At 76.2% G+C, this 26,179-nt stretch carries 7 protein-coding genes and 2 pseudogenes; all 9 read left to right on the top strand.

The features are described from left to right. Positions 1-5 precede the first annotated feature (5 nt). Positions 6-218, top strand: a complete 213-nt coding sequence (locus tag VFZ92_RS18490; RefSeq protein WP_330877201.1) for an MbtH family protein — start codon at positions 6-8, stop codon at positions 216-218. A 61-nt stretch (positions 219-279) separates the two neighbouring features. Continuing rightward, positions 280-1,521 (top strand): MFS transporter, encoded by a 1,242-nt coding sequence (locus tag VFZ92_RS18485; RefSeq protein WP_330877200.1) that lies wholly within the window; start codon positions 280-282, stop codon positions 1,519-1,521. Positions 1,522-1,538: 17 nt separating this feature from the next. Further along, a complete protein-coding gene (locus VFZ92_RS18480; RefSeq protein ID WP_330877199.1) occupies positions 1,539-2,354 on the top strand; it encodes a thioesterase II family protein in 816 nt (271 codons plus the stop codon). A 29-nt stretch (positions 2,355-2,383) separates the two neighbouring features. After that, positions 2,384-3,556, top strand: a complete 1,173-nt coding sequence (locus tag VFZ92_RS18475; RefSeq protein ID WP_330877198.1) for a hypothetical protein — start codon at positions 2,384-2,386, stop codon at positions 3,554-3,556. A 31-nt stretch (positions 3,557-3,587) separates the two neighbouring features. Next, entirely contained in the window at positions 3,588-4,748 is a 1,161-nt protein-coding gene (locus tag VFZ92_RS18470; RefSeq protein WP_330877197.1) for a pyridoxal phosphate-dependent aminotransferase, read from the top strand. Positions 4,749-4,788: 40 nt separating this feature from the next. Next, the gene (locus VFZ92_RS18465) at positions 4,789-5,952 is read left to right on the top strand and encodes a cytochrome P450 (protein ID WP_330877196.1); all 1,164 of its coding nucleotides are present in this window, start codon (positions 4,789-4,791) and stop codon (positions 5,950-5,952) included. A gap of 49 nt (positions 5,953-6,001) precedes the next feature. Beyond that, positions 6,002-19,180 carry a type I polyketide synthase gene (locus VFZ92_RS18460; protein WP_330877195.1) on the top strand — a complete coding sequence of 4,393 codons (13,179 nt, stop codon included), beginning with the start codon at positions 6,002-6,004 and terminating at the stop codon, positions 19,178-19,180. A gap of 156 nt (positions 19,181-19,336) precedes the next feature. Next, positions 19,337-25,459, top strand: a pseudogene (locus VFZ92_RS18455) (type I polyketide synthase); the annotation flags it as partial. After that, a pseudogene (locus VFZ92_RS42510) lies at positions 25,456-26,157 on the top strand (thioesterase II family protein); the annotation flags it as partial. The pseudogenes VFZ92_RS18455 and VFZ92_RS42510, both read left to right, overlap by 4 nt. Positions 26,158-26,179: the final 22 nt, after the last annotated feature.

Raw genomic sequence — 26,179 nt, 5'->3', positions numbered from 1 at the left:
CCACCATGACCGAGTCGTCGACCACCACCGCCCCGGAGTACGACGTCGTCGTCAACGACGAGGAGCAGTACTCGATCTGGGCCGTGGGCCGGGCCGTTCCGGCCGGGTGGCGCACCGTCGGCGTGACCGGCAGCCGCGAGGCGTGCCTGGAGCACATCGAAGAGGTCTGGACCGACATGCGACCCAGGAGCCTCCGCGTGGCCATGGGCGAGCGCTGACCGACCATCCGGGCAGGCCCGCCGCCTGCCCACCGCGCCTGCGGCACCAAGGGGAATTCTCATGTGGACGCTATTGCGCACCAACCGGCGCTTCCGCAGGCTCTTCGTCTGCGGGGTGGTGACGAGCTTCGGCGAGACCGCCGTCTACCTCTCGCTCGCCATCTGGGTCAAGGACCTGACCGGGTCGAACGCCGCCGCGGGCGCGGTGTTCCTGGCCATCACGGTGCCGGGGCTCTTCGCGCCGCTGCTCGGCCACCTCGTCGACCGGGTCAGCCGCAAGCGGCTGATGGTCGGCATGTACAGCGGCATGGCGGTGCTGTTCCTCGCCCTGCTGGCGGTGCGGGGCGTCGAGCAGGTGTGGATCATCTACGTGGTCACCTTCTGCTACGGGGTGCTGTCCGCCAGCCCGGCGTCCCCGGCGCTGCTGAAGGACGTCCTGCCCTCCGCCGACGCGGCGGCGGCGCGGTCGCTGATCATCGCCGTCAGCCAGGGCGTGCGCATCGTGTCCCCGGCGCTCGGCGCGGCGGCCTACGTCGCGTTCGGCGGGCGCTCGCTGGCCGTGCTCGGCACCGGCACGTTCGTGGTCGCGGTGCTGCTGCTGGTCTCCATCAAGGTCGTGGAGTCCGAGCCCGAGCCCGCGGGGGAGCGGTTCCTCACCTCCGTCCTCGCCGGGTTCCGGTTCATCCGCGGCGTGCCGCTCCTGCTGCGCCTCTCGCTCACGACGCTGGGGTTCATGGCCGTCGTCGGCCTGCTGGAGACCGCCATCTTCGCGGCGAACCAGGGACTCGGCCAGCAGGCCGCGTTCCTGGGTGTGATCACCTCGTTCCAGGGCGGCGGGTCCGTCCTCGGTGGACTCATCGCGGGCACCGCGGTGAAGCGCTGGGGTGAGGTCAGGAGCACCAGCGCGGGGTACGTGCTGATCGCCGCGGGCCTGGGGCTGTGCCTCGTGCCGGGCGTCCCCTTCTTCCTGGTCGGCGTCGTCCTGTTCGGGCTCGGCCTGCCGTTCGTGATGGTCGCGCTGGGCACCGCCCTGCACCTCTACACGCCCTCGCGGATGCAGGGGCGGGCCAACGCGGCGGTCGGCAGCGTCACCGACGCCGTCCAGTCGGCGTCGATCGCCGCGGGCGCCGCGCTCATCGGGGTCCTGGGCCACCAGGTCATGTACGTCGTCATGACCGTCGCCGCCGTGCTGTGCGCGGTCTCGCTGTTCGTGGCCCGCGTCCCCGTGCCCGAGATCGCCACGTCGATCGCCGACGCCGACGACACCGGCAAACCCGACGTCGACGCCGAGATCTCCAAGTAGCCGAGAGGAGGAACCCCGTGCACCCCATCGCGTCCCGCGGTGCCGACCGGCGGGCGGGCGGCTGGATCGTCGGCCCGCCGCGCCCGCACGCGCCCGCCGTCCGGCTGTTCTGCCTGCCGTACGTGGGCGGAGCGGCCTCGGTCTACCACCTGTGGCGCGGTGCCCTCGGCGACGACGTCGAGGTCTGCCCCGTCGAGCTGCCCGGCCACCAGACCCGCCTGCGGGAGCAGGCCTTCGGCAGGCTGGACGACGTGGTCGACGCGCTCGCGTCGGCGATCAGCGACGAGCTGGACGTGCCGCACGCGCTCTTCGGCCACAGCCTGGGATCGCTCGTCGCGTTCGAGCTGGCGCGGGAACTCCGCCGCCGCGGCGCGGGCGAGCCGCTGGCGCTGTTCGTGTCCGGCGGGCCCGCGCCCCGGCTGCCGCGGGTGCACCCGCCGGTGCACGACGGGTCCGACGCCGACGTGGTCGCCCGGCTCCGGCTGCTCGGCGGGCTGCCGGACGAGGTCCTCGCCGAACCGGAGCTGCTGCGGCGCTTCCTGCCGACGATCCGGGCGGACTTCGCGGTGTTCGAGACCTACGCGTACACGCCCGAGCGTCCGCTGACGTGCCCGGTGGTGGCGTTCACCGGCAGCGAGGACACCGACGTTCCCCCCGCTCGGGTGGACCCCTGGGCGGAGGAGTCCACCGGCCGGTTCACCCACCACGTCCTGCCCGGCGGCCACTTCTTCGTCCACACGGCGCGCACCGCGCTGCTCGACCTGGTGCGCGGCGAGCTGGCCGCCCCCTCGCACCCCCGTGACCAGGACAGCCGCGGAGCTGTCGACCAGTGAGCGCTCGTCGCCGTTGAGGAGTCAGACCCATGCCGGAATACTCGATCACCCTCTCCCCGGAGGTCCCTCCGGGCATGGCGGAGGAGTTCGCGAAGCGCGTCTACTACGCCGCGTCCGAGATCCACGGGTTCACCCTCGTCCACGGGCGGGGCGGCGAGGTGCGGGAGATCGAGATCTCCACGGCGGGCGAGGTCGACCCGTCCGAGATCGGCCGCAAGCTGAACCTGGTGGTGCGGCGCGACGTGCTGCCCCAGGGCGCGGTGGAGGACAGCCCCGCGGTGTGGCAGTCGATGGCGATGCCGCGCGCCTCGCGGATCGGGTTCGCGGACCTGGAGGACAACGGGCTCGTGACCCGCATGGGCGACGGGGCCTACGCGGCGACCGGGGTGCTCGCCCGCCTGCTCTACCAGCTGGACCACCGCGTGCGCACGATGGCCGTGGAGGGGTTCGGGGCGGTCGACAACTGCTACCCGGCCCTCATCCCCACCTCCGTGCTGCACCGGGCGGGCTACTTCGACTCGTTCCCGCAGTTCCTGATGACCGCGGGCCGCTTCCGGTCCGACGCCGACGTGTACCAGGGGTTCGCGACCGAGTTCGAGGCGGCGGAGGACAGGACGGCGTTCCTGGACGGCCGGACCGAGCACATCGGGTACTGCCTGTCGCCCACGGTCTGCTACCACTCCTACCACCAGCTGGCCGGGCGGCAGGTGCCGGACGCGGGTGCGGTCCTGACCGCCACCGGCAAGATCTTCCGGTTCGAGTCGCGCTACCACCGCACGCTGGAACGGCTGTGGGACTTCACCATGCGGGAGATCGTGTTCTTCGGCAGCCGCAAGGCGGTGACCGACCTGCGGCAGAACGTCGTGACGGCCGTCTGCGCGCTGGTCGACGACCTCCGGCTCGCGGGTCACGTGGAGGTCGCGAACGACCCGTTCTTCACCAACGGCGCCGACGCCAAGCGGGCCATGGTCCAGCGGGCGCTGAGGATGAAGTACGAGCTCCAGATGCCCGTGGTCGACGGCCGCACCATCTCCGTCGGCTCGTTCAACCTGCACGGCACGAAGTTCGGCGAGGCCTTCGACATCACGACGCCCGGCGGCGCCCCCGCGTACTCCGGGTGCGTCGGCATCGGGTTGGAGCGGATCGCCTACGCCTTCCTGTGCCGCCACGGGATCGACCCGTCCGACTGGCCCGAGATCTGAAGCACCCGACCCACTCCTGGAGGACGACGACATGGCGCACCCAGCGCCCCGCAGATCACCCACGTCCACGCGGACGGCGGGCCTCGCGGGCAACAGCCTCACCGAACTGTTCGTCATGGCCCGCGCCAGCGGAGCGGTCGACCTGGCGGTCGGCACCCCCGGCTACCCCGCGACCTCCGAGAGCCTCGTCGAGGACGCCGCCGAGGCCATGCGCGCCGGGCGGAACCAGTACGAGCACCCCGCGGGGGTCGCCGAGCTGCGGCAGCGGATCGCCGACATGCTCGGCGACGGCGCGGACCCCGACCGCGAGATCACCGTCACCGCGGGCGCCACCGAGGCGCTCTACATCGCACTCCTGTCCACCCTGGACCCCGGTGACGAGGTCGTCCTGTTCTCGCCGGGCTACGAGCAGCTCGCCGCGTCGGCCGCGCTGGTCGGGGCCCGCCTCCGGTACGTGCGGCTGCACGGGCCCGAGTGGCGCTACGACCCGGCCGAGCTGGCCGCCGCGTTCTCCTCCCGCACCAGGGCCGTGCTGCTCAACACCCCGGCCAACCCCACCGGCCGCGTGCTGAGCCGCGAGGAGATGGAGGAGATCGCCGCGCTCTGCGAACGCTGGGACGCCACGGTGATCTGCGACGAGGTGTACCGCTCGTTCACCTTCGACGGCAGGCGGCACGTCTCGGCCACCGAGATCCCCGCGTTCACCGGCCGCAACGTCGTCATCGGCTCGCTGTCCAAGAGCCACGCGATCAGCGGCTGGCGGCTGGGGTTCCTGCGCAGCGACGCCAAGCGCAGCGAGACGTTCCGCCGCGTGCACGAGCTGACCACCAACGGCACGGCGGCACCGCTCCAGGCCGCCGCCGCGAGCGCCGCCCGGTCGGTCGACCTGGACGAGGTGTGCCGCGAGATGAGCCTGCGCCGCGACCTGGCGCAGGAGGTCTTCTCCGGCATGGGCATGAAGTTCACGCCCGTGGAGGGCGGCATCTTCCTGTTCGCCGACATCAGCCCGCTGACCGGCGGGCGCGTGGACTGCCGGGCGTTCGCCCACGACCTGCTGGACCGGGCAGGGGTGCTGCTCGCGCCCGGAGCGCCGTTCTTCGGAGACCCGGCGCAGGGGCGCGACCACGTGCGGATCGCGTTCAACCGGCGGGCCGAGACGCTGCGCGAGGCCGAACGCCGCATCACGGCGTGACGGCGGGACGACGGACGTGGTAGCGGAGAGGAGCACGCGAGTGGCACAGGAGCACGGTGTGGACGACCTGGGTCCGCTCCCGGCGTTCATGGAGCCGGGAAGCGGGGTCGTCCCGTTCGTCACGCCCGTGGGCGACGGGATGTGGCTGGTCCGCGACCACGCCCTCGGCAGGGCGGTGCTCGCGGACCAGCGGTTCAGCCGGGCCGAGGCGACGAAGCCGCACTCGCCGAGGTTCAACGACGCGCAGCCCGCGCCGGACGCCGTGATGAGCATGGACGGCGCGGACCACGCCCGGCTGCGCCGCGTCGTGAGCGGCGCGTTCACCACCCGCCGGGTCGCCGCCATGGCGCCCGCGGTCGAGCGCCTCGCCGACGAGCGCCTCGACGCGCTCGCCGCGGCCGGGCCGGGCGCCGACCTGATCGGGCTGCTCGCCACCCCGCTGCCGCTGTCCGTCCTCTGCTCGATGCTCGGCATCCCGGCCGAGGACGGCGACGTCTTCCGCGACTGGGTCGAGGTGCTGTTCGACATCTCCGCCAGCTCGCCGAGGGAGAAGTCCCGCCGCCGCCTCGAACTCGTCGACTACATGGCGGAGCTGGTGGCGCGCAAGCGCGACAGCGACGACGAGGACCTGCTCACCGACCTGATCGCGGCGCAGGACCAGGGCAGGCTGTCGCCGGGGGAGATGCTGACGCTGGGCCTGTCCCTGCTGATGGCGGGCTACGAGACCACCGTCGGCCAGATCGGCCTGTCGGTGCTCGCGCTGCTGTCGGACCCCGTCGTGCTCGACGACCTCCGCGCCCACCCCGAGAACCTGGACGGGCTGGTCGACGAGCTGCTGCGGCTCACCCCGTCCACCCCGCTCAGCTTCCCCCGCGTGGCGCTGGAACCGGTGCGGCTCGGGACCGTCGTCGTCCGCACCGGCGAGGCCGTTGTCGTCTCGCTGCTGCACGGGAACCGGGACGCCGCGGCGTGGGAGCGGCCGGAGGGCCTGTGCCCCAGCGGTCACGGCGCCGCGCACCTGACGTTCGGGCACGGCGTGCACCGCTGCCTCGGCGCGCCGCTGGCGAGGCTCCAGCTCCGGATCGTCCTGGAACGCCTGCTGCGCCGCTTCCCCGGACTGCGCGTCGCCACGGGGTCCGACGCCGTGGTCTGGAAGGAGGGGATGTCGATCCGCGGCCTCGCCCGCCTGCGGGTGGAGTGGTAGCGGGCCGGGGTTCCCGCACCGCACCTACGGAAGTCGAGTGAGGAGTCACGTGTCCGCCGAGAACACCCACCGCGTCCCGGAGCCCGAGCTGGAGGCCGTCGCCGTCATCGGCGTCGCGTGCCGCTTTCCCAGGGCGGACGGCCCCGCCGCCTTCTGGCGGCTGCTGGAGGACGGCGCGAGCGCCGTCGTCGACGCCCCGCCGGGCCGGTGGGAGGGCGTTCCCGGCCCCCGGCGAGGCGGTTTCCTCGACGCCGTCGGCGACTTCGACGCGGCGTTCTTCCGCGTCTCCCCGCGCGAGGCCGCGGCCATGGACCCCCAGCAGCGCCTCGTGCTCGAACTGGTCTGGGAGGCGCTGGAGGACGCGGGCGTGGTCCCGGAGTCGCTGCGCGGCAGCCGCACGGCGGTCCTCGTCGGCGCGCTGCGCGACGACTACGCGGCCCTGGTCCACCAGCACGGCGACCGGGCGGTCACCCAGCACACGATGACCGGCGTGAACCGCGGGATCATCGCCAACCGCGTCTCCTACCACCTGGGGCTGCACGGGCCGAGCCTCGCGGTCGACACCGCGCAGTCCTCCTCGCTGGCCGCGGTCCACCTGGCGTGCGCCAGCCTGCGCGGCGGCGAGTCGACCCTCGCCATCGCCGCGGGCGTGAACCTGAACCTGCTGCCCGGCAACGTGCTGGCCGAGCTGCGCTTCGGCGGGCTGTCACCGGACGGCACCACGTACGCGTTCGACTCCCGCGCCAACGGCTTCGTCCCCGGCGAGGGCGGCGGGGTCGTCGTCCTCAAACCGCTGAGCCTGGCGCTGGCCGACGGCGACCGCGTCCACGGCGTCATCCTCGGCACCGCGCTCAACAACGACGGCGCCACCGACGGCCTCACCGTGCCGAGCGCGTCCGCCCAGGAGGCGATGCTGCGGGAGGCCTACGGGAAGTCGGGCATCGCCGCCGACGAGGTGCAGTACGTCGAGCTGCACGGGACAGGGACCCCTGTCGGCGACCCGATCGAGGCCGCCGCGCTCGGCGCCGCGCTGGGCACCGGCCGCCCCGCCGACGCGCGGCTGCGGATCGGCTCGGTCAAGACCAACATCGGGCACCTGGAGAGCGCGGCGGGCATCGCCGGGCTGATCAAGGTGCTGCTGAGCATCCGCCACCGCAGGATCCCGTCCAGCCTCAACTTCGAGGCCCCCGCGCCGCGCATCTCCCTGGTGTGGCTGGGCCTGGAGGTGCAGCGGCGGCTGACCCCGTGGCCGCGCGAGGACCGCCCGCTGGTGGCGGGCGTCAGCTCGTTCGGCATGGGCGGCACCAACTGCCACGTCGTGGTGACCGAGCCGCCGCCGGTGGGGACGGCCGCGGTCGCGCCGGTCGAGGGCCACGACCGCGCGGCGCTGTCGTGGGTGGTGTCCGGGCACACCGACGCGGCGCTGCGCGCGCAGGCGTCGCGGCTGCGGGACTTCGCCGCCCGGCACCCCGAGCACGCGCCCACCGCCGTCGCCCGCGCCCTGGTCACCCGCCGGGCCGTGTTCGGCCACCGCGCGGTCGTCACCGCCGCGGACCGCGAGGGCCTGCTGAGCGGACTCGACGCCGTGGCCGCCGGGCTGCCGTCGGCCTCGGTCGTGACGGGCGCGGTCGCTCCGGGGAAGCTCGGCTTCCTGTTCACCGGGCAGGGGTCGCAGCGCGCCGCCATGGGCAGCGGGCTCTACGACGCCTTCCCCCGCTACGCCCGCGCGTTCGACGAGGTCGCCGCGGAACTGGACCCGCTGCTGCCCCGGCCGCTCGCGGACGTGATCGCCGAGGGCGGGGCCGACCTGGACCGCACCGGCTTCACCCAGCCCGCGCTGTTCGCCGTGGAGGTGGCGCTGTTCCGGCTGCTCGAATCGTGGGGGCTGCGCCCCGACTTCGTCGCCGGGCACTCGATCGGCGAGATCGGTGCCGCCCACGTCGCCGGGGTGCTCGCGCTGCCCGACGCGGCCCGCCTGGTGGCGGCCCGCTCCCGGCTCATGCAGGCCCTGCCGGAGGGCGGGGCCATGGTGGCGGTGCGGGCCACCGAGGCGCAGGCGCACGACCTGCTGCGCTCCGAGGAGGGGCGGCTGGCCGTCGCCGCCGTCAACGGTCCCGACTCCGTGGTGCTCTCCGGGGACGTGGAGGCCGCCCTCCGCGTGGCGGCGGCGTTCACCGCGCTCGGGCACCGGACCAGGCGGCTCGACGTGAGCCACGCCTTCCACTCGCCGCACGTGGACGCGGTGCTCGACGAGTTCCGCGCGGCGGTCGCCCCGCTCACCCTCGCGGCACCGGCGATCCCGGTCGTGTCCACGGTGACCGGTGAGGTCGCCACCGCCGACCGCCTCACCTCACCCGACCACTGGGTCGAGCAGGTCCGGCGGCCGGTGCGCTTCCTGGACGCGGTCCGCACCCTGGCGGCCGAGGGCGTCACGACCCTGCTGGAGCTGGGCCCGGACGGCGTCCTCTCGGCGCACGCGGCGGCGTGCCTGCCCGATCCCGGCGCGGTCGTGGCCACCCCGGTCCTGCGCGCGGACCGCCCCGACGTCGACACGGCCCTCACGGCGGTGGCGCACGCCCACGTGCGGGGCCACGGCGTCGACTGGGCCTCGGTGCTCGCCGACGACCCGGCCGCCGCGGACGTCGAGCTGCCCACCTACGCCTTCCAGCGCGCGCACCACTGGTTCGACGACCGCGAGCGGATCACCCCGGCCCTGCCGGGCCCCGCGGGCGAGCCGAGGCCCGTCGAACCGGCCGCGGACGTCGAGGAGCTGGTGAGCAGGCACGTCGCCGCCGTGCTCGGCAGCGCACCGGGCGAGCGGGTGCCGGCGCACACCGCGTTCACCGACCTGGGTTTCACCTCGCTGATGGCCACCGAGCTGCGCACCGCCCTCGCGCACGCCACCGGTCTGGCGCTGCCGAGCGGGCTCCTGTACTCCCACCCGACGCCCGCGGCGCTGACCGCGTTCCTCCGGTCCGAGGAGGACGGTGCGGTCGCGGCGAACACCTCGACCGCGGCGCGGGTCGGCGCCGACGAGCCGATCGCGATCGTGGGCATGGCGTGCCGCTTCCCCGGCGGGGTCTCGTCGCCGGAGGACCTGTGGCGCCTGGTCGCCGACGGCGTGGACGCGGTCGGCGAGTTCCCGGCCAACCGCGGCTGGGACACCGACCTGTACGACCCCGAGCCCGGCCTGCCGGGGCGCAGCACCGTGCGGCACGGCGGTTTCCTGCACGACGCGGGCGAGTTCGACGCGGAGTTCTTCGGGATCTCGCCGCGCGAGGCCGAGGCGATGGACCCGCAGCAGCGGCTGCTCCTGGAGACCGCGTGGGAGGCCGTCGAACGGGCGGGCGTCGACCCGAAGTCGTTGCGGGGCAGCGCCACCGGCGTCTTCGTCGGCGCCACGGCCCTGGAGTACGGGCCGAGGATGGCCGAGGCTCCCGAGTCGACCCACGGGCACGTGCTGACCGGGACGACCACCAGCGTCGCGTCCGGGCGCATCGCCTACCAGCTCGGGCTGACCGGGCCCGCGCTGACGGTCGACACGGCGTGCTCGTCGTCGCTGGTGGCGCTGCACCTGGCCGTGCGCTCGCTGCGCTCGGGCGAGAGCGACCTCGCGCTCGCGGGCGGTGCCACGGTGATGGCCACGCCCGGCATGTTCGTGGAGTTCTCGCGGCAGCGCGGACTGGCGGTCGACGGGCGGTGCAAGTCGTTCGGCGCGGGCGCGGACGGCACGGGCTGGTCCGAGGGCGTGGGCCTGGTCCTGGTCGAGCGGCTGTCGGACGCCACGCGGCTGGGCCACCCCGTGCTGGCCGTGGTGCGGGGCAGCGCGGTGAACCAGGACGGCGCGTCCAACGGCCTCACCGCGCCGCACGGCCCGTCGCAGGAGGCGGTGATCCGGTCCGCGCTGGCCGACGCGGGACTGGCCGCCTCGGACGTGGACGCCGTGGAGGCGCACGGCACCGGGACCGTGCTCGGGGACCCGATCGAGGCCGAGGCGCTGGCGGCGGTCTACGGCGGGAGCCGGTCCGACGGGCGCAGGCTGTTCGTCGGGTCGCTCAAGTCCAACATCGGCCACGCCCAGGCGGCGGCGGGCATCGGCGGCGTGATCAAGATGGTCGGCGCCGTCCGGACGGGAGTGCTGCCGCGCTCCCTGCACGCCGACGTGCCGACACCGCACGTCGACTGGGACACCAACGGTCTCGTCCTGCTGTCGAAGCAGCAGGACTGGCCCGAGTCGGGACGGCCGCGCCGCGCGGGGATCTCCTCGTTCGGGATCAGCGGCACCAACGCGCACCTGATCCTCGAACAGGCCCCGGAGTCCGAGCCCGCCGAGGCCGCGGCCGACGGCGGTCCGGGGGTGGCGGCGCCGTGGGTGCTGAGCGCGCGCGGCGAGGCCGCGCTGCGGGCGCAGGCCTCCCGGCTGCGCGTCCACCTCGACGAGTCCGGAGTGGACACCGCGGGCGTCGGGATCGCCCTGGCCACCGCTCGTTCGGTCTTCGAGCACCGCGCGGTGGTCCTCGGCGGTGACCTCCGCGCGGGCCTGGACGCGCTCGCGGCGGGCACCGCGGCGCCGAACCTGCACCGCGGCTCGGCGGTCGACGCCGGGCGCACCGCGTTCCTGTTCACCGGGCAGGGCGCCCAGCGCGCGGGCATGGGTCGCGGTCTCCACGCCGCCCACCCCGTGTTCGCCGCGGCCTTCGACGAGGTCTGCGCCGCCTTCGACGGCCTGTTGGACGAGCCGCTGCGCGACGTCGTGTTCGCGGCGGACGACAGCGGCCCGCTGCACCTCACCTCCTACACCCAGCCCGCCCTGTTCGCCCTGGAGACGGCGCTCGTCCGGCTCCTCGCGCACCACGGCACCGTCCCCGGTCTGGTGGCCGGGCACTCGATCGGCGAGATCGGCGCGGCCCACGCGGCGGGCGTGCTCTCGCTGCCCGACGCCGCGCGGCTCGTCGCGGCACGGGGCCGGTTGATGATGTCGGCGCCCCCCGGCGGCGCGATGATCGCGATCGAGGCCGAGCCGGACGAGGTGCGGGAGTCGCTGTCTGACCTGGTCTCGCTCGCCGCCGTCAACGGTCCCCGCTCGGTGGTCGTGTCCGGCGACGCGGCCGAGGCCGAGCGCGTCGCCGCCCGGTGGCGCGCGGCGGGCCGCCGGGTGCGCCGCCTGACCGTGAGCCACGCCTTCCACTCCCCGCACATGGACGCGGTCCTGGACGACTTCCGGGCGGTCGCGGCGGACGTCGACCTCCACGCGCCCCGGATCCCGGTCGTCTCGACCGTCACGGGCGAGCGGGCCACGGCCGAGCAGTTGGCCTCGCCCGACCACTGGGTGCGGCAGGTCCGCGACACCGTCCTGTTCGCCGACGCGACCCGCGCGCTGGCCGCGCTGGGCGCCACGGTGTTCCTGGAGGTCGGCCCCGACGCCGTCCTGACCCCGCTGGCGGCGGCCGTCCTGCCGGACACCGCCACGGTCGTGCCGCTGCTGCGGGCGGGCCGCGACGAGGTCGCGACCCTCGGCGCGGGCCTCGCCGAGGCCTACGTCAACGGCGCCCCGCTGGACGCGGGCTCGTTCTTCCCCGGCGCGACCCCCGCTCCGCTGCCCACGTACGCCTTCCAGCGGCGGCACTTCTGGCAGGCCCCCGCGGCGCGGGCCGACGCCCGCTCCCTGGGGCTCGTGCCCGCCGACCACCCGCTGCTGGCGGGCGAGGTGGACCGGGCCGACCAGCGGGACACCCTGTTCACCGGCCGGGTCACGCCGTCGGCCCGGTCGTGGCTGGCCGACCACGTGATCACCGACCGCGTCCTCGTGCCCGCCACGGTGTTCCTCGAACTGGCCGTGGCCGCGGGCGAGCGGCTCGGCGTCCCGAGGGTGGACGAGCTGACGCTGGAGGTACCCCTGGAACCGCTGGGGGACACCGCGCTCCAGCTCCAGGTGGCCGCCCCGGACGCCGAGGGCCACCGCGCCTTCACCGTCCACGCCCGGCCGGAGGGGGCCCCGTGGACCCGCCACGCCGCCGGTGTCCTCGCCCCCGCCGCCGAACCGGGTGACGAGCCGACCGCGTGGCCGCCGGAGGACGCGACGGCCGTGCCCGTCGCCGACGCCTACGAGCGCCTCGCCGACCTCGGCTACCGCTACGGACCCGCCTTCCGGGGGCTGCACGCCGTCCGGCGGGCGGGCACGTCGACGTTCGCCGAGATCCGGCTGCCCGAGCCGCCGAGGGGTGGCGAACGGTACCGGGTGCACCCGGCGCTGCTGGACGCCGCGCTGCACGCGCTCGTCCTGGACGCCGCGGGTGCCGACGACGAGATCCTCCTGCCGTTCAGCTGGCGCGACGTCACCCTGCACCCCAGCGGTGCCACCGAGCTCCTGGTCCGCGCCACGCCGAACGACGACGGCACCACCGCCCTCGTGCTGACCGAACCCGACGGAACCCCCGTGGCGACGGTCGGGTCGCTGACCCTGCGCCCGGTGGCCAGGCGGCGGCTCGCGGCGCCCGCCACGGACGCGCTGTTCACCGTGGACTGGCCGGTCGTCCCGATCCCGGTCGCGGACCCGTCCCCGACAGTCGACGTCGTGCCGGGCGACACCCTCCCCGGTGTCCTGCGCACCGTCCAGGAGTGGCTGGCCACCGACCGCCCGGCCGACGCCCGGCTGCTCGTGGTCACGCGGAACGCCGTCGCGGTGCGCCCGACCGACGACGTGGACCTCGACACCGCCGGGGTCTGGGGCCTCGTGCGCACCGTCCAGTCCGAGCACCCCGGCCGGGTGCTGCTGGCCGACCTCGACGCGGACGCGGCGACCGACCTCCTGCCCTCCGTCGTGGCCACGGGCGAGCCGCTGGTGGCCGTGCGCGCGGGGGAGTTCCACGTCCCCCGGCTCGCCAGGCGCCGGTCGACCACCACGACGGCCCGCCGCCTCGACCAGGGGGGCACGGTGCTGGTCACCGGCGGCACCGGTGGTCTCGGAGCCCTCGTCGCCCGGCACCTGGTGACCGAGCACGGCGTGCGGCACCTGCTGCTCGTCAGCCGCCGCGGCCCGGACGCGCCGGACGCGGACGCCCTCGCCGCCGACCTGACCGCGCTGGGCGCCGAGGTCACGATCGCCGCCGCCGACGTCGCGGACCGCGACGCGCTGGCCGCGGTGCTCGCCGTCGTCGGGCCCCCGCTGACGGCCGTGGTGCACGCCGCGGGCGTCCTGGCGGACGCGACCGTGGAGAACCTGACCCCGGCCCGCCTGGCGGAGGTGCTGCGGCCCAAGGCCGACGCCGCGCGCGTGCTGCACGAGCTGACCGAGGGGACGGACCTCGCGGCGTTCGTGCTGTTCTCCTCCGTCTCCGGCATCATCGGCACCGCGGGCCAGGCCAACTACGCCGCCGCGAACGCGGTGCTGGACGCCCTCGCCCACCACCGCGCGTCCCGCGGCCTGGCGGGCACCTCGCTGGCGTGGGGCCTGTGGGACGAGGGCATGGGGAGCGGGCTGACCGACGCCGACCTGGCCCGGTGGCGGCGGACCGGCGTCCGGCCGCTGACGGCCGCCCGCGGCCTCGCGCTGTTCGACGCGGCCCTCGCGGCGGGCGACCCCCTGGTGGTGCCCGCGGCGCTGGAGCCGTCGAGCCCCCTCCTCCGGGCCCGTCCCCGACCGGCCGCCCGCCCCCGGCCCACCTCGGACTGGGCGGGCCGCGTCGCCGCGCTGCCCGAGGCGAAGCGGGCCGCCGCCGTCCTGGACCTGGTCCGCGCCGAGGCCGCCGCGGTGCTCGGCCACGAGGGACCCGTGGACGCGCGGCGCACGTTCAACGACCTCGGCTTCGACTCGCTGGCGGGCATGGACCTGCGCTCCCGGCTCGGCACGGCCACCGGCCTGCGGCTCACCGCCTCGGTGACCTTCGACCACCCCACGCCCGACCGGCTCGCCGCGCACCTGCTGGCCGAGGTGGCGGGCGCGAAGCCGACGGCGCGGCGCGCGGCGCGGGTCGGCGCCGACGAGCCGATCGCGATCGTGGGCATGGCGTGCCGCTTCCCCGGCGGGGTCTCGTCGCCGCGGGACCTGTGGCGCCTGGTCGCCGACGGCGTTGACGCCGTCGGCGGGTTCCCGACGAACCGGGGCTGGGCCGAGGACCTGTACGACCCGGACCCGGAGCGGACCGGCACCTCGACCACGCGCGACGGCGGCTTCCTGCACGACGCGGACCTGTTCGACCGCGAGTTCTTCGGCCTGTCCCCGCGCGAGGCGACCGCGACCGACCCGCAGCAGCGCCTGCTGCTGGAGACCGCCTGGGAGACCTTCGAGAGCGCGGGCATCGACCCGGAATCGGTGCGGGGCAGCAACACCGGCGTGTTCACCGGCGCCATGTACGACGACTACGCGTCCCGGCTCGCCGACACCCCCGAGGAGTTCGAGGGGTTCCTGCTGGCGGGCAACCTCTCCAGCGTCCTCTCCGGACGGTTGTCCTACACCTACGGGCTGCGGGGTCCCGCGCTGACGGTCGACACGGCGTGCTCGTCGTCGCTGGTGGCGCTGCACCTGGCCGTGCGCTCGCTGCGCTCCGGTGAGTGCGACCTCGCGTTCGCGGGCGGGGTCACCGTGATGAGCAGCCCGCACACCTTCGTCGAGTTCTCCCGGCAGCGCGGGCTGGCGGCGGACGGGCGGTGCAAGTCGTTCGGCGCCGGCGCGGACGGCACCGGGTGGTCCGAGGGCGTGGGCCTGCTGCTGGTGGAACGGCTCTCGGACGCCCGGCGGCACGGGCACCGGGTGCTGGCCGTGGTGCGGGGCAGCGCGGTGAACCAGGACGGCGCGTCCAACGGCCTGACGGCGCCGCACGGCCCGTCGCAGGAGGCGGTGATCCGGTCCGCGCTGGCCGACTCGGGGCTGACCCCCGCGGACGTCGACGCCGTGGAGGCGCACGGCACCGGGACCGTGCTGGGCGACCCGATCGAGGCCGGGGCGCTGGCGGCGGTCTACGGCGCGGGCCGGGGCGAGGCCGACCGGCTGTTCGTCGGGTCGCTCAAGTCCAACATCGGTCACGCCCAGGCCGCGGCGGGCGTCGGCGGCGTGATCAAGATGATCGGCGCGCTGCGGGCGGGCGTGCTGCCGCGCTCGCTGCACGCCGACGTGCCCTCGCCCCACGTCGACTGGGACACCAGCGGACTGTCCCTGCTGACGCGGCGGCGCGACTGGCCGGACCAGGGCAGGCCGAGGCGCGCGGGCGTCTCGTCGTTCGGGATCAGCGGCACCAACGCGCACGTCATCCTCGAACAGGTCCCGGACGCCGAACCGCCGTCGCCCCCGAGCGGCGGCGTCGTGCCGTGGATCGTGACCGGCCGGACCGACCAGGCGGTGCGCGAGCAGGCCGCCCGGCTCGCCCGGCACGTCAAGGACCACCCCGAGCTGTCGGCAGCCGACGTCGGCTACTCGCTCGCCACCGGCCGCGCGCTGCTCGACCGCGGTGCCGCGGTGGTCGGCGCGGACCGGGACACCCTGCTGCGCGGTCTGTCCGCCATCGCCGCGGGCTCAGCGGCACCGGGGGTCGTGCTCGGCCACCGGGCCGCGGCGCCGGGGAAGACGGCGTTCCTGTTCACCGGCCAGGGCAGCCAGCGGCCCGGCATGGGCGCGGGCCTGCACGCGGCGCACCCGGTGTTCGCGGCGGCGCTCGACGAGGTGTGCGGCCACCTGGACCCGCTCCTGCCCCGTCCGCTCAAGGAGGTGCTGTTCGCCGAGGCCGACTCGCCCGAGGCGAAGCTCCTGGACGACACGGTGTTCACCCAGGCCGCGCTGTTCGCCGTGGAGACGGCGCTGCACCGGCTGCTGCGGCACTGGGGGGCCGCACCCGACTACGTGCTCGGCCACTCCGTCGGCGAGGTCTCGGCGGCGTGCGCGGCCGGCGTGCTCGACCTGCCCGACGCCTGCGTCCTGGTCGCCGAGCGCGGCAGGCTGATGCAGGCGGCCCGCCGCGGCGGCGCGATGATCGCCATCGAGGCCGGTGAGGACGACGTGCGCGCCACGCTCGCGCCGTACGGCGACCGGCTCGGCGTCGCGGCCGTCAACGGCCCGAGGGCCGTGGTGGTCTCCGGTGACGCCGAGGCGGCCGACGAGGTCGCGGCCCGGTGGCGGGCCGACGGCGTCCGCACCACCCGGCTGCCCGTGTCGCACGCCTTCCACTCGGCCCACATGGACGGGGTGCTCGACGAGTTCCGCGCCGTCGTGCGCACCCTGACCTTCCACCCCCCGCGCGTCCCGGTCGTGTCCAACCTGACCGGCGACCTCGCCGACGAGGAGCAGGTGATCTCGCCCGAGTACTGGGTGCGCCACGTCCGCGAGGCCGTGCGCTTCGCCGACGGCGTGCGCTGCCTGGAGCGGGAGGGCGTCACGGACTTCGTGGAACTCGGCCCGGACGCCGTCCTGACCGCGCTGGCGCGGACCTGCCTGGCCGAGCCGACCGGGGAACTGGTCCCGACGCTGCGCCGCCGCCGCGACGAGGCCGAGTCCGTCGCACGGGCCGTGGCCCTGCTGCGGCTGCGCGGCGCCGCACCGGACTGGCGGGCCGTGTTCCCCGGCGCGCGCCGGGTCGACCTGCCCACCTACGCGTTCCAGCGCGAGCGGTACTGGCTCTCGGCCGCGGGCGGGCCGGTCGACGCGAGCGGTCTCGGCCTGACCGGCACGGGGCACCCCGTGCTGGGCGCGGTGGTGGGCCTGGCCGACCGGGACGTCCACGTGTTCACGGGTCGGCTCGCCACGGGCACGCACCCGTGGCTGGCCGACCACGTGGTGGCGGGCGTCCCCCTGGTCCCGGCGAGCGCCGTCGTGGAGATGGCCGTGAGCGCGGGCGAGCACCTCGGGGTGCCGCGGATCGGGGAGCTGACGCTGTCGGCGCCGCTGGTCCTGTCGTCGGACGCGCTCCAGCTCCAGCTCACCGTCGGCGAGGCGGGCCAGGCGGGGGACCGCGGCTTCACCCTGCGCGCCCGGTCCGACGGCGGGCCGTGGACGGCGCACGCCGAGGGCGTGCTGACCCCCGCCGCCGATGACGGCGAGGGCCTGGCCCCGTGGCCGCCCGCCGCCGCCGAGGTGGCCGTGGACGACTTCTACGGCACCCTGCCCGGCTTCGACTACGGTCCCGCCTTCCGGGGGCTGCGCCGGGTGTGGCGCGGGGACGGCGAGCTGTTCGCCGAGGTCGACCTGCCCGAGCCCGCGCGGTCGGAGGCCCGCCGCTACGCGCTGCACCCCGCCCTGCTGGACGCCGCGCTGCACCCGCTGCTGCTCGACGCCGACGCGCCGCGCGTGCCGTTCACGTGGCGCGGGGTGGGCCTGCACCCCGCTGGCGCGTCCTCGCTCCGCGTCCGGCTCCGGACGACCGGGGAGCTGACGTCGATCACGGTCGCCGACGGAACCGGTGCGCCGGTCGCCACCGTGGAATCCCTGCTCCTGCGCCCGTTCGAGCGCGGTGCCGTGCGGTCGGGCGGGCTGCACCGGGTCGCGTGGACCCCGCTGCCCGCCACCCTCCGCGCGGCGGGGGGGACTCCGGTGATCACCGGGGACCCGGCGGAGTTCCTCGCCGCGGTGGACCCCGTTCCCGAGACCGCGGTCCTCCAGGCCCGCTCCACCGGACCGGACGTCCCCTCGGCGGCCCGCGCGGTGCTGGGCCGGACCCTGCGCGCCCTGCGGACGTGGCTGGCCGACGAGCGGTTCGCCCGCTCGACGCTCGTCGTCGCCACGCGCGGCGCCGTCGCGACCGGCGGCGAGGGCGTCACGGACCCGGCCGCCGCGGCGGTGTGGGGACTCGTGCGCACCGCCCAGACCGAGCACCCCGGCCGGGTCGTGCTGGCCGACCTGGACTCCGACACCGTGCCGTCGGGACTGGTGGAGCTCGGTGAACCGCAGCTCGCCGTGCGCGACGGCCGGGCACTGGTGCCCCGGCTGGCCGCGGCGGGACCGCCCGCGCCCGCCACGGCCCGGTGGGACCGGGGCACCGTCCTGGTCACCGGGGCGACCGGGGCGCTCGGCACGCACCTCGTCCGCCACCTGGTGACCGAGCACGGGGCGCGCAGGCTCCTCCTCGTCTCCCGGCGCGGCGCCGGGCGCGACCTGGTGGGCGAACTCGCGGCCCTCGGCGTGGACGTCACCACCGCCGCCTGCGACGCGGGCGACCGGGACGCGCTCGCGGCGGTGCTGGCGGCCGTGCCCGCCGAACACCCGCTGACCGCGGTCGTGCACGTCGCGGGCGTGGCCGACGACGCGGTCCTCGCGGACGTGACCGAGGAACGCCTCGACGGGGTCCTCACGGCCAAGCTCGACGCCGCCTGGCACCTGCACGAGCTGACCAGGGACCTGGACCTGTCCGCGTTCGTCCTCTACTCGTCCGTCGCGGGCCTGCTCGGCACCGCCGGGCAGGCGGCGTACGCGGCGGCCAACACCTCCCTGGACGCCCTCGCCGAGCACCGCGCGGCGCTCGGCCTGCCCGCGCGGTCCCTCGCGTGGGGCCTGTGGGAGACGGCCAGCGCGCTGAGCGGGCACCTCGCCGAGACCGACCTGCGGCGCCTGGCCAGGACCGGCCTGCGCCCGCTGGCCACGGCCGACGCGCTGGCCCTGTTCGACGCGGCGATGTCCGCGACCGAGCCGGTGCTGGCCGTGACCCGCCTGGACCTCGACGGCCTGCGCGACCCCGTGCCGCCCCTGCTGTCCGGCCTCGCGCCGCGGACCGCCGCGCGGCCGAGCGCGACGCCCGCCCCCGGCGCGGCCCGGCTCGCCGCGCTGCCGGACAGCGAGGTCGACCGGGTGCTGACCGACCTCGTGCGCGGGCACGTGGCCACCGTCCTGGGCCACAGCGACCCCACCGCCGTCGGCACCGACCGCCCGTTCCGGGACCTGGGCCTCGACTCGCTCACGTCCGTCGAACTGCGCAACCTGCTGACCAGGAGCACCGGCCTGCGGCTGTCCGCGAGCCTGGTCTTCGACCACCCCACGCCCGCCGCCCTCGTGCGGCACCTGCGCGAGCTGGTCGAGGCCGAGCGCGCCCCGGCCGACGAACCGGTCACGGCGCGGCTCGGCGGCCTCACCGAGGCGGTGCGCACGGCCGCCGAGGACCCCGTCGCGTTCGCCCGCATCACGGCGGAGCTGCGGGCGCTGCTCGACGTCGCCGAGGAGGCGGCGGGCCGTCGGGCCGAGCAGGACACCGGGGCCCCACTGGACTCCGCGAGCGACGAGGAGCTGTTCGCGCTGATCAACGACTTCACCTAGCGGTCCCACCCCCACCCGAACCGGACGAGCAGCACGACGGCGGAGAGCTGAGAGCACGTGGCAAACGAAGAGGAACTGCGGACCTACCTGAAGAAGGCCGTCGCCGACGCGCAGGACTACCGCAAGCGGCTCCGCGAGGCCGAGGAGAGGGACCGCGAGCCGATCGCGATCATCGGCATGGCCTGCCGCTACCCCGGCGGTGTCGCGTCTCCGGAGGACCTGTGGCGGCTCGTCGCCGACGGGGTGGACGCGGTCGGCCCGTTCCCGGACAACCGCGGCTGGGACCTGTCGGCGCTCTACGACCCGGACCCGGACAACCACGGGACGTCCTACGCCCGCGAGGGCGGCTTCCTGCACGACGCCGCGAACTTCGACGCCGACCTGTTCGGCGTCTCCCCGCGCGAGGCGCACGCGATCGACCCGCAGCAGCGGCTGCTCCTGGAGGTCGCCTGGGAGGCGTTCGAACGCGCGGGCCTCGACCCGACGTCGGTCCGGGGCAGCCGGACGGGCGTGTTCGTCGGCGCCATGTACGACGACTACGCGTCCCGGCTCGTCCCCGCGCCGCGCGAGTACGAGGGGTACCTGAGCACGGGCAGCGCGGGCAGCGTCGCGTCCGGGCGGCTCGCCTACACGTTCGACCTGACCGGTCCGGCCGTCACGGTCGACACGGCCTGCTCGTCGTCGCTGGTCGCCCTGCACCTGGCCGCCCAGTCGCTGCGGCGCGGCGAGTGCTCGCTCGCCCTCGCGGGCGGCGTGGCGGTCATGGCGACGCCCACCTCGTTCATCGAGTTCAGCAGGCAGCGCGGCCTGGCCGCCGACGGCCGCTGCAAGGCGTTCGGCGAGGCCGCCGACGGCACCGGCTGGGCCGAGGGCGCCGGGCTGCTGCTCGTGGAGCGGCTCTCGGACGCGGTGCGCAACGGCCACGAGGTCCTGGCGGTCATCCGCGGCTCGGCGGTCAACCAGGACGGCGCCAGCAACGGCCTGACCGCGCCCAGCGCCGCCGCCCAGGAACAGCTCATCGAACGCGCCCTCGCCGACGCCGGGGTCTCGGCCGCGCAGGTCGACGTCGTGGAGGCGCACGGCACCGGCACCAAGCTCGGCGACCCCATCGAGGCGCAGGCGCTGCTCGCCACCTACGGGCGGGCGCACACGCCGGAGCGCCCCCTCCTGCTGGGCTCGCTGAAGTCCAACATCGGTCACGCGCAAGCCGCCGCGGGGGTCGGCGGCGTGATCAAGATGGTCGAGGCGCTGCGCCGCGGCGTCCTGCCCGCGACCCTGCACGTCGACCGGCCCACGCCCTACGTGGACTGGTCCGACCGGAGGGTGGCGCTGCTGACCGAGCGGATCGCGTGGCCCGAGGCCGAGCACCCGAGGCGCGCGGCGGTGTCGTCGTTCGGCATCAGCGGCACCAACGCCCACCTCGTCGTCGAGGCCGCCCCGGCCGTGGAGACCGCCGTGCGGGCGGCGGGCGGGCAGCCGCTGACCGCCGTGCCGCTGCTGCTCTCCGCGAGCAGCGCGCCCGCGCTCCGCGCCCAGGCGGACGCGCTGCTGGGCCACCTGGCAGGCGCCCCGACCGCGGACCTGCCCTCGCTCGGCTTCTCCCTCGCCACCACCAGGGGCGCGCTGAAGCACCGCGCGGTGCTGCTCGCCGCCGACCGCGCCGAGTTCGAGGCCGGGCTGCACGCCATCGCCGCGGACGGCACGTCGTCGCGGCTGGTCAGGGGGATCGCGGGCGAGGGACGCACGGCGTTGTTGTTCGCCGGGCAGGGCGCCCAGCGCCCCGGCACGGGCCAGGAGCTGTACCGGACGTTCCCGGCGTACGCCGAGGCCTTCGACGCCGTGTGCGACGCCCTGCGCCCGCACCTCGACCGCCCGCTGCGCGACGTGGTCTTCGCGACCGACCCCACCCTGCTCGGCCGCACCGACTGGACCCAGCCCGCCCTCTTCGCCTGCGAGGTCGCCCTGTTCGGGCTGCTGGAGTCGTGGGGCGTGCGACCGGACGCCGTCCTCGGCCACTCGGTCGGCGCCCTGGCGGCGGCCCACGTGGCGGGTGTCCTCACGCTGACCGACGCCGCCGCGCTCGTGGCCGCCCGCGGTCGGGTGATGGCCCGGCTGCCGGAGGGCGGCGCCATGGTGGCGCTGCGCGCGACCGAGGTCCAGGCCGCCGCGCTCGTGGCGGGCCACGAGCACGAACTCGCCGTGGCCGCCGTCAACGCGCCGGAGTCGACCGTCCTCTCCGGCGACCGCGAGGCGCTCACCGCCGTCGTGGAGGCGTTCCGGGCGGCGGGCGGCACGGCGACGTGGCTGCGCGTCAGCCACGCCTTCCACTCCCCGCTGGTGGACCCGGTGCTCGCGGAGCTGCGCGACGTGGCCGCGCGCACCACCCCCGGCGAACCGCGGATCACCCTGGTGTCCGACCTGACCGGCAAGCCGGTGGAACCGGGCCAGCTCGCCGACCCCGACTACTGGGTGCGCCACGCGCGCGGCACGACCCGCTTCCAGGACGCCGTGCACAGCCTGGTGGACCTGGGCTGCACCCGGTTCCAGGAGCTGGGTCCCGGCGGCGACCTCACGGCGCTGGCCACCGAGTGCCTGGCCGAGGCGATCCCGACCAGCGCACCGGTCCCGTCGCTGCGGCCGAACCGGCCGGAGCCCGAGACGCTGCTGGCGGCGGTCGCCCACCTGCACGTCACCGGACAGGCGGTCGACTGGGCCGCCGTCTTCGCCGACCGGGGCGCCCACCGCGTCCCGCTGCCGACCTACGCCTTCCAGCGCGAGCGCTACTGGCTGACCGCGCCCGCGCCGTCGGGCCTGCCGACCGCCGACCTGCGCGCGGCGGGCCTCACCCCGTCCGAGCACCCGCTGCTCGGCGCGCTCGTCGAACTGCCCGACTCGGACGGCCTGCTGCTGAGCGGCCGGCTGTCGCTGGCCGACCACCCGTGGCTGGCCGACCACCGCGTCGCCGGGACGGTCCTGGTGCCGGGGACCGCCCTGCTGTCGATGGCCGCGTGGGCGGCCGAGCGGGCGGGCTGCGACGTCGTCGAGGAACTCGTGCTGGAGGCCCCGTTCGCGGTGCCCGACGACGCGGAGTTCCAGGTGCGGGTCTCCGTTGCCGCCCCCGACGCCGCCGGGGTGCGGCCCGTCGCCGTGCACGCCCGCCGGGACGACGGCGAAGCGGGCGGGTGGACCCGGTACGCCCACGGCACGCTCGCGCGCGGCCCCGCCGAACCCCCGGCCGACCTGCGCGCGTGGCCGCCCCCGGACGCGGAACCCGTGCCCGCCGACGGCCTCTACGCCGACCTGGCCGCCAGGGGCCTGGAGTACGGACCGGCGTTCCGGGCCGTCCGCGCCCTGTGGCGGCGCGGCGAGGAGGTCTTCGCCGAGGTGGCGCTGTCCGACGGCAGGCTCCACCCGACCGACTACCCCGTGCACCCGGCCCTGCTCGACGCCGCCCTGCACGCCGCCGCGCTGGGAACCGCCGAGACCCTGCTGCCCTACACCTGGTCCGGCGCGCGGACCCTGGCTCCCGCGGGCTCCCGCCTGCGCGTTCGCCTCGCCCCCGCGGGGGCCCGTTCGGTCTCGGTCGACGCGGCCGACGTCGACGGCAACCCGGTGGTCTCGATCCGCTCCCTCGCGCTGCTGCCCCGCGCCGACGGGACCGGCGCCGACGGCCTGCTCTTCCCGTCCTGGACCGCGCTGCCCGACCTTCCCGCGCCGGTCGCGACCGACCGGTGGGCGCTCGTCGCCCCGCCCGGCGACGACCTCGCCGACACGGGCGCGACCGTCCACCACGACCTCGCGGCCCTCGTCGACGGCCTGGCGGGCGGCGAGGCCCCGGACTGGGTCCTCCTGTCCTGCCCGAGGACCGTGGACGACCCGGCCGCCGCCGTGCGCGAGGTGCTCCACGAGGTCCTGGCCTGCGCCGACGTGCTCACCACCGACGACAGGCTCGCCCGCGCGCGACTGGTGGTGTGCACCCGCGGCGCCGTGGCCGTGGACGGCGAGCAGGACCCGGCCGGGCTGGCCCACCGCGCCGCCTGGGGCTTCGTGCGCGCGCTCCAGGCCGAGCACCCCGACCGGTTCGTCCTCCTCGACTCCGACGGCGACCCGGCGTCCCGCCGCGCCCTCGCCGCGGCCCTCGCGACGGGGGAGCCGCAGCTCGCGCTGCGCGTGGGCACCGCCCACCGGCCGACGCTCACCGACGTGGAGCCCGACGCGGTGCTGACCCCGCCCGCGGGGGAGCGGCACTGGCGCCTGGACTTCGTGGGCAGGCAGACGTTCGACAACGTGGCGCTGGCCCCGTGGCCGGAGGCGGGCGGACCCCTCGGCCCCGGTCAGGTCCGGGTGCGGCTGCGAGCCGCGGGCCTCAACTTCCGCGACGTCCTGCTGGCCCTCGGGGTGATCCCCCCGTCGGTCGACCCGGACGCCACCAGCACCGGCCAGGGCGGAGAGGGGGCGGGTGTCGTCGTCGAGACGGGCCCCGGCGTCGTCGGACTCCGGCCCGGCGACCGGGTGATGGGCCTGTTCGCGGGCATCGGACCGGTCTCGCTCACCGACCACCGGCTGCTGGCCCGCGTGCCGGACGGCTGGACGTTCGAGCAGGCCGCCGCGGTCCCGGTGGCCTACCTGACGGCGTACCACGGCCTGGTGACCCTGGCGGGCCTGCGCGCGGGCCAGTCGGTCCTGGTGCACGCCGGGACCGGCGGCGTCGGCACGGCCGCCGTCCGGCTCGCCCGCCACCTGGGTGCCGAGGTCTTCGCCACGGCGGGCCCGGCGAAGTGGGACGCCCTGAGGGCCGCGGGCCTGACCGAGGACCGCATCGCCTCGTCCCGCACGCTCGACTTCGAGCGGAGCTTCCTCGCGGCCACCGGCGGCCGGGGCGTGGACGTGGTGCTCAACTGCCTGGCCGGGGAGTTCATCGACGCCTCCCTGCGCCTGCTGCCGCGCGGCGGCCACTTCCTGGAGATGGGCAAGACCGAGCGCCGCGACCCCGACGCGGTCGCGGCGGCGCACCCCGGCGTGTCCTACCGCGCCTACGACGTGCGCGAATCCGGTCTCGACCGGACGCGGGAGATGTTCGCCTCCCTGGTGGACCTCTTCGACCGGGGTGTCCTCGCCCCGCCGCCGGTGTCGGTCTGGGACGTCCGGCGGGCGCCGCGCGCGTTCCGCCACCTCGGCGAGGCCCGGCACATCGGCAAGGTCGTGCTGACCCTCCCGCAGGAGGACGAGGCGTGGGACACCACCCGCGCCGTGCTGATCACCGGCGGCCACGGCCAGCTCGGCCGCCTCGTCGCCCGGCACCTCGTCGTCGAGCACGGCGTGCGGCAGGTGCTGCTGATGGGCAGGCACCTCCCGGAGCCGGGCGGTGCGGCGGCCGGGGCCGTCGCCGACCTGGTGGGCCTCGGGGCGGACGTCCGCACCCTCGCCTGCGACGCCGCCGACCGCGCCGAGCTGGACGCGGTGCTGGCCGACCTGGCCCGCGACGGCGTCCGGATCGGCGGGGTCGTGCACGCGGCGGGCGTGCTGGACGACGGCGTGCTCGCGTCCACCACCCCGGACAAGCTGGACCGCGTGCTGCGGCCCAAGGTGGACGCGGCCCTCAACCTGCACGCGGCCACCCGCGACCTCGGGGCGTTCGTCCTGTTCTCCTCGCTCGCCGGGACCCTGGGCACGGCCGGGCAGGCGGGCTACGCCGCGGGCAACGCGTTCCTGGACGCCCTCGCCGAGCTGCGGCGCTCGACCGGGCAGCCGGGGATCTCCGTGGTCTGGGGCCTGTGGCAGGGCTCCGACGGCATGGGGTCCGACCTGGCCGCCACCGACCTCGCCCGGATGGCGCGCACGGGCGTGGCCCCGCTGTCCGACGAGCGCGGCCTGGCCCTGCTCGACGCGGCGGTGCGCCGCGACGCGCCGACCGCCGTCGCCGCCGAGTGGGTTCTCGACGGTCTGGGGGACACCGTGCCGGGCCACCTGCGCGACCTGGTCCGGACCCCCGCCCCGACCTCGTCCGCCCCGGCCGCGGGCCCGACGCTCCTGGACACCATCCGGCACGAGACGGCCGTCGTCCTTGGCCACGCGTCCGGCCAGGCGGTCGACCCGCGCGAGCTGTTCGACCGGATGGGCCTCGACTCCCTCGCGGCGGTGGAGCTGCGCAACCGGATCGCCACCGCGACCGGCGTCCGCCTGCCCGCCACGTTCATCTACGACTGGCCGACCCCGGCACACCTGGCCGACCGCCTCGGTGAGCCCACCGGCCCCGCACCCGAGGACGGGACGCCATGACCCTGACCGACATCTCCCCGGTGCGCTCGCCGCACCCCCGGCGCGACCCCGCGGTCCGGCTCGCGTGCTTCCCGCACGCGGGCGCCTCCGCCGACGCCTTCACGGCGCTGGCCCGCGCCCTGCCCGAGGACGTCGAGGTCCTCGCGTTCCAGTACCCCGGCCGCCGCGAGCGCCGGTCCGAGGCCTGCGCCGCGGACGTCGCGGACCTCGCGGGCGAGGCCGCCCGCCTCCTCGCGCCCTACACCGACCGGCCGCTGTCCCTGCTCGGGCACAGCATGGGGGCGCTCGTCGCGTTCGAGACCACCCGGCTGCTCGAAGAACGGGGCTCGGTCGCCCGGCTGTTCGTCTCGGCCGCCCGGCCGCCGAGCGAGGACTGGGAGGAGCAGGACCTCGACGCGGTGGACGACGCGCGCGTGGTCGCCGAGCTGAGGCGGCTGGGCGGCGTGCCGGAAGCGCTGCTGCGGGAGGAGGACGTGGTCGCGGAGATCCTCCGGCTCCTGCGCGCCGACCACCGGGCTCTGCGGCGCTACCGCTGCCCGCCCGACGCGCTGGTGAAGGCGCCCATCACCGTGCTGCTCGCCGACGCCGACCCGAAGAACACCCCGGAGCAGGTGCGGGGCTGGGCCGGGCACACCGCCCTGGACTGCGACACCGAGGTGCTGTCCGGCGGCCACTTCGCCCTCACCTCCGGCGATCCCGCCGTGACCCGGCTCCTCGCGG

It is taken from the genome of Umezawaea sp. (genome assembly GCF_036375055.1).
GTDB lineage: Bacteria > Actinomycetota > Actinomycetes > Mycobacteriales > Pseudonocardiaceae > Umezawaea.
The sequence above is the reverse complement of the archived record's forward strand: the minus strand, read 5'-3'. Positions and strand labels throughout refer to the sequence as shown.

Excerpts from the sequence above, each read along its gene's own strand:
- VFZ92_RS18470 (WP_330877197.1), top strand. The coding sequence starts at position 3,588 with ATGGCGCACCCAGCGCCCCGCAGATCACCCACGTCCACGCGGACGGCG.
- VFZ92_RS18475 (WP_330877198.1), top strand. The coding sequence starts at position 2,384 with ATGCCGGAATACTCGATCACCCTCTCCCCGGAGGTCCCTCCGGGCATG.
- VFZ92_RS18490 (WP_330877201.1), top strand. The coding sequence starts at position 6 with ATGACCGAGTCGTCGACCACCACCGCCCCGGAGTACGACGTCGTCGTC.
- VFZ92_RS18485 (WP_330877200.1), top strand. The coding sequence starts at position 280 with ATGTGGACGCTATTGCGCACCAACCGGCGCTTCCGCAGGCTCTTCGTC.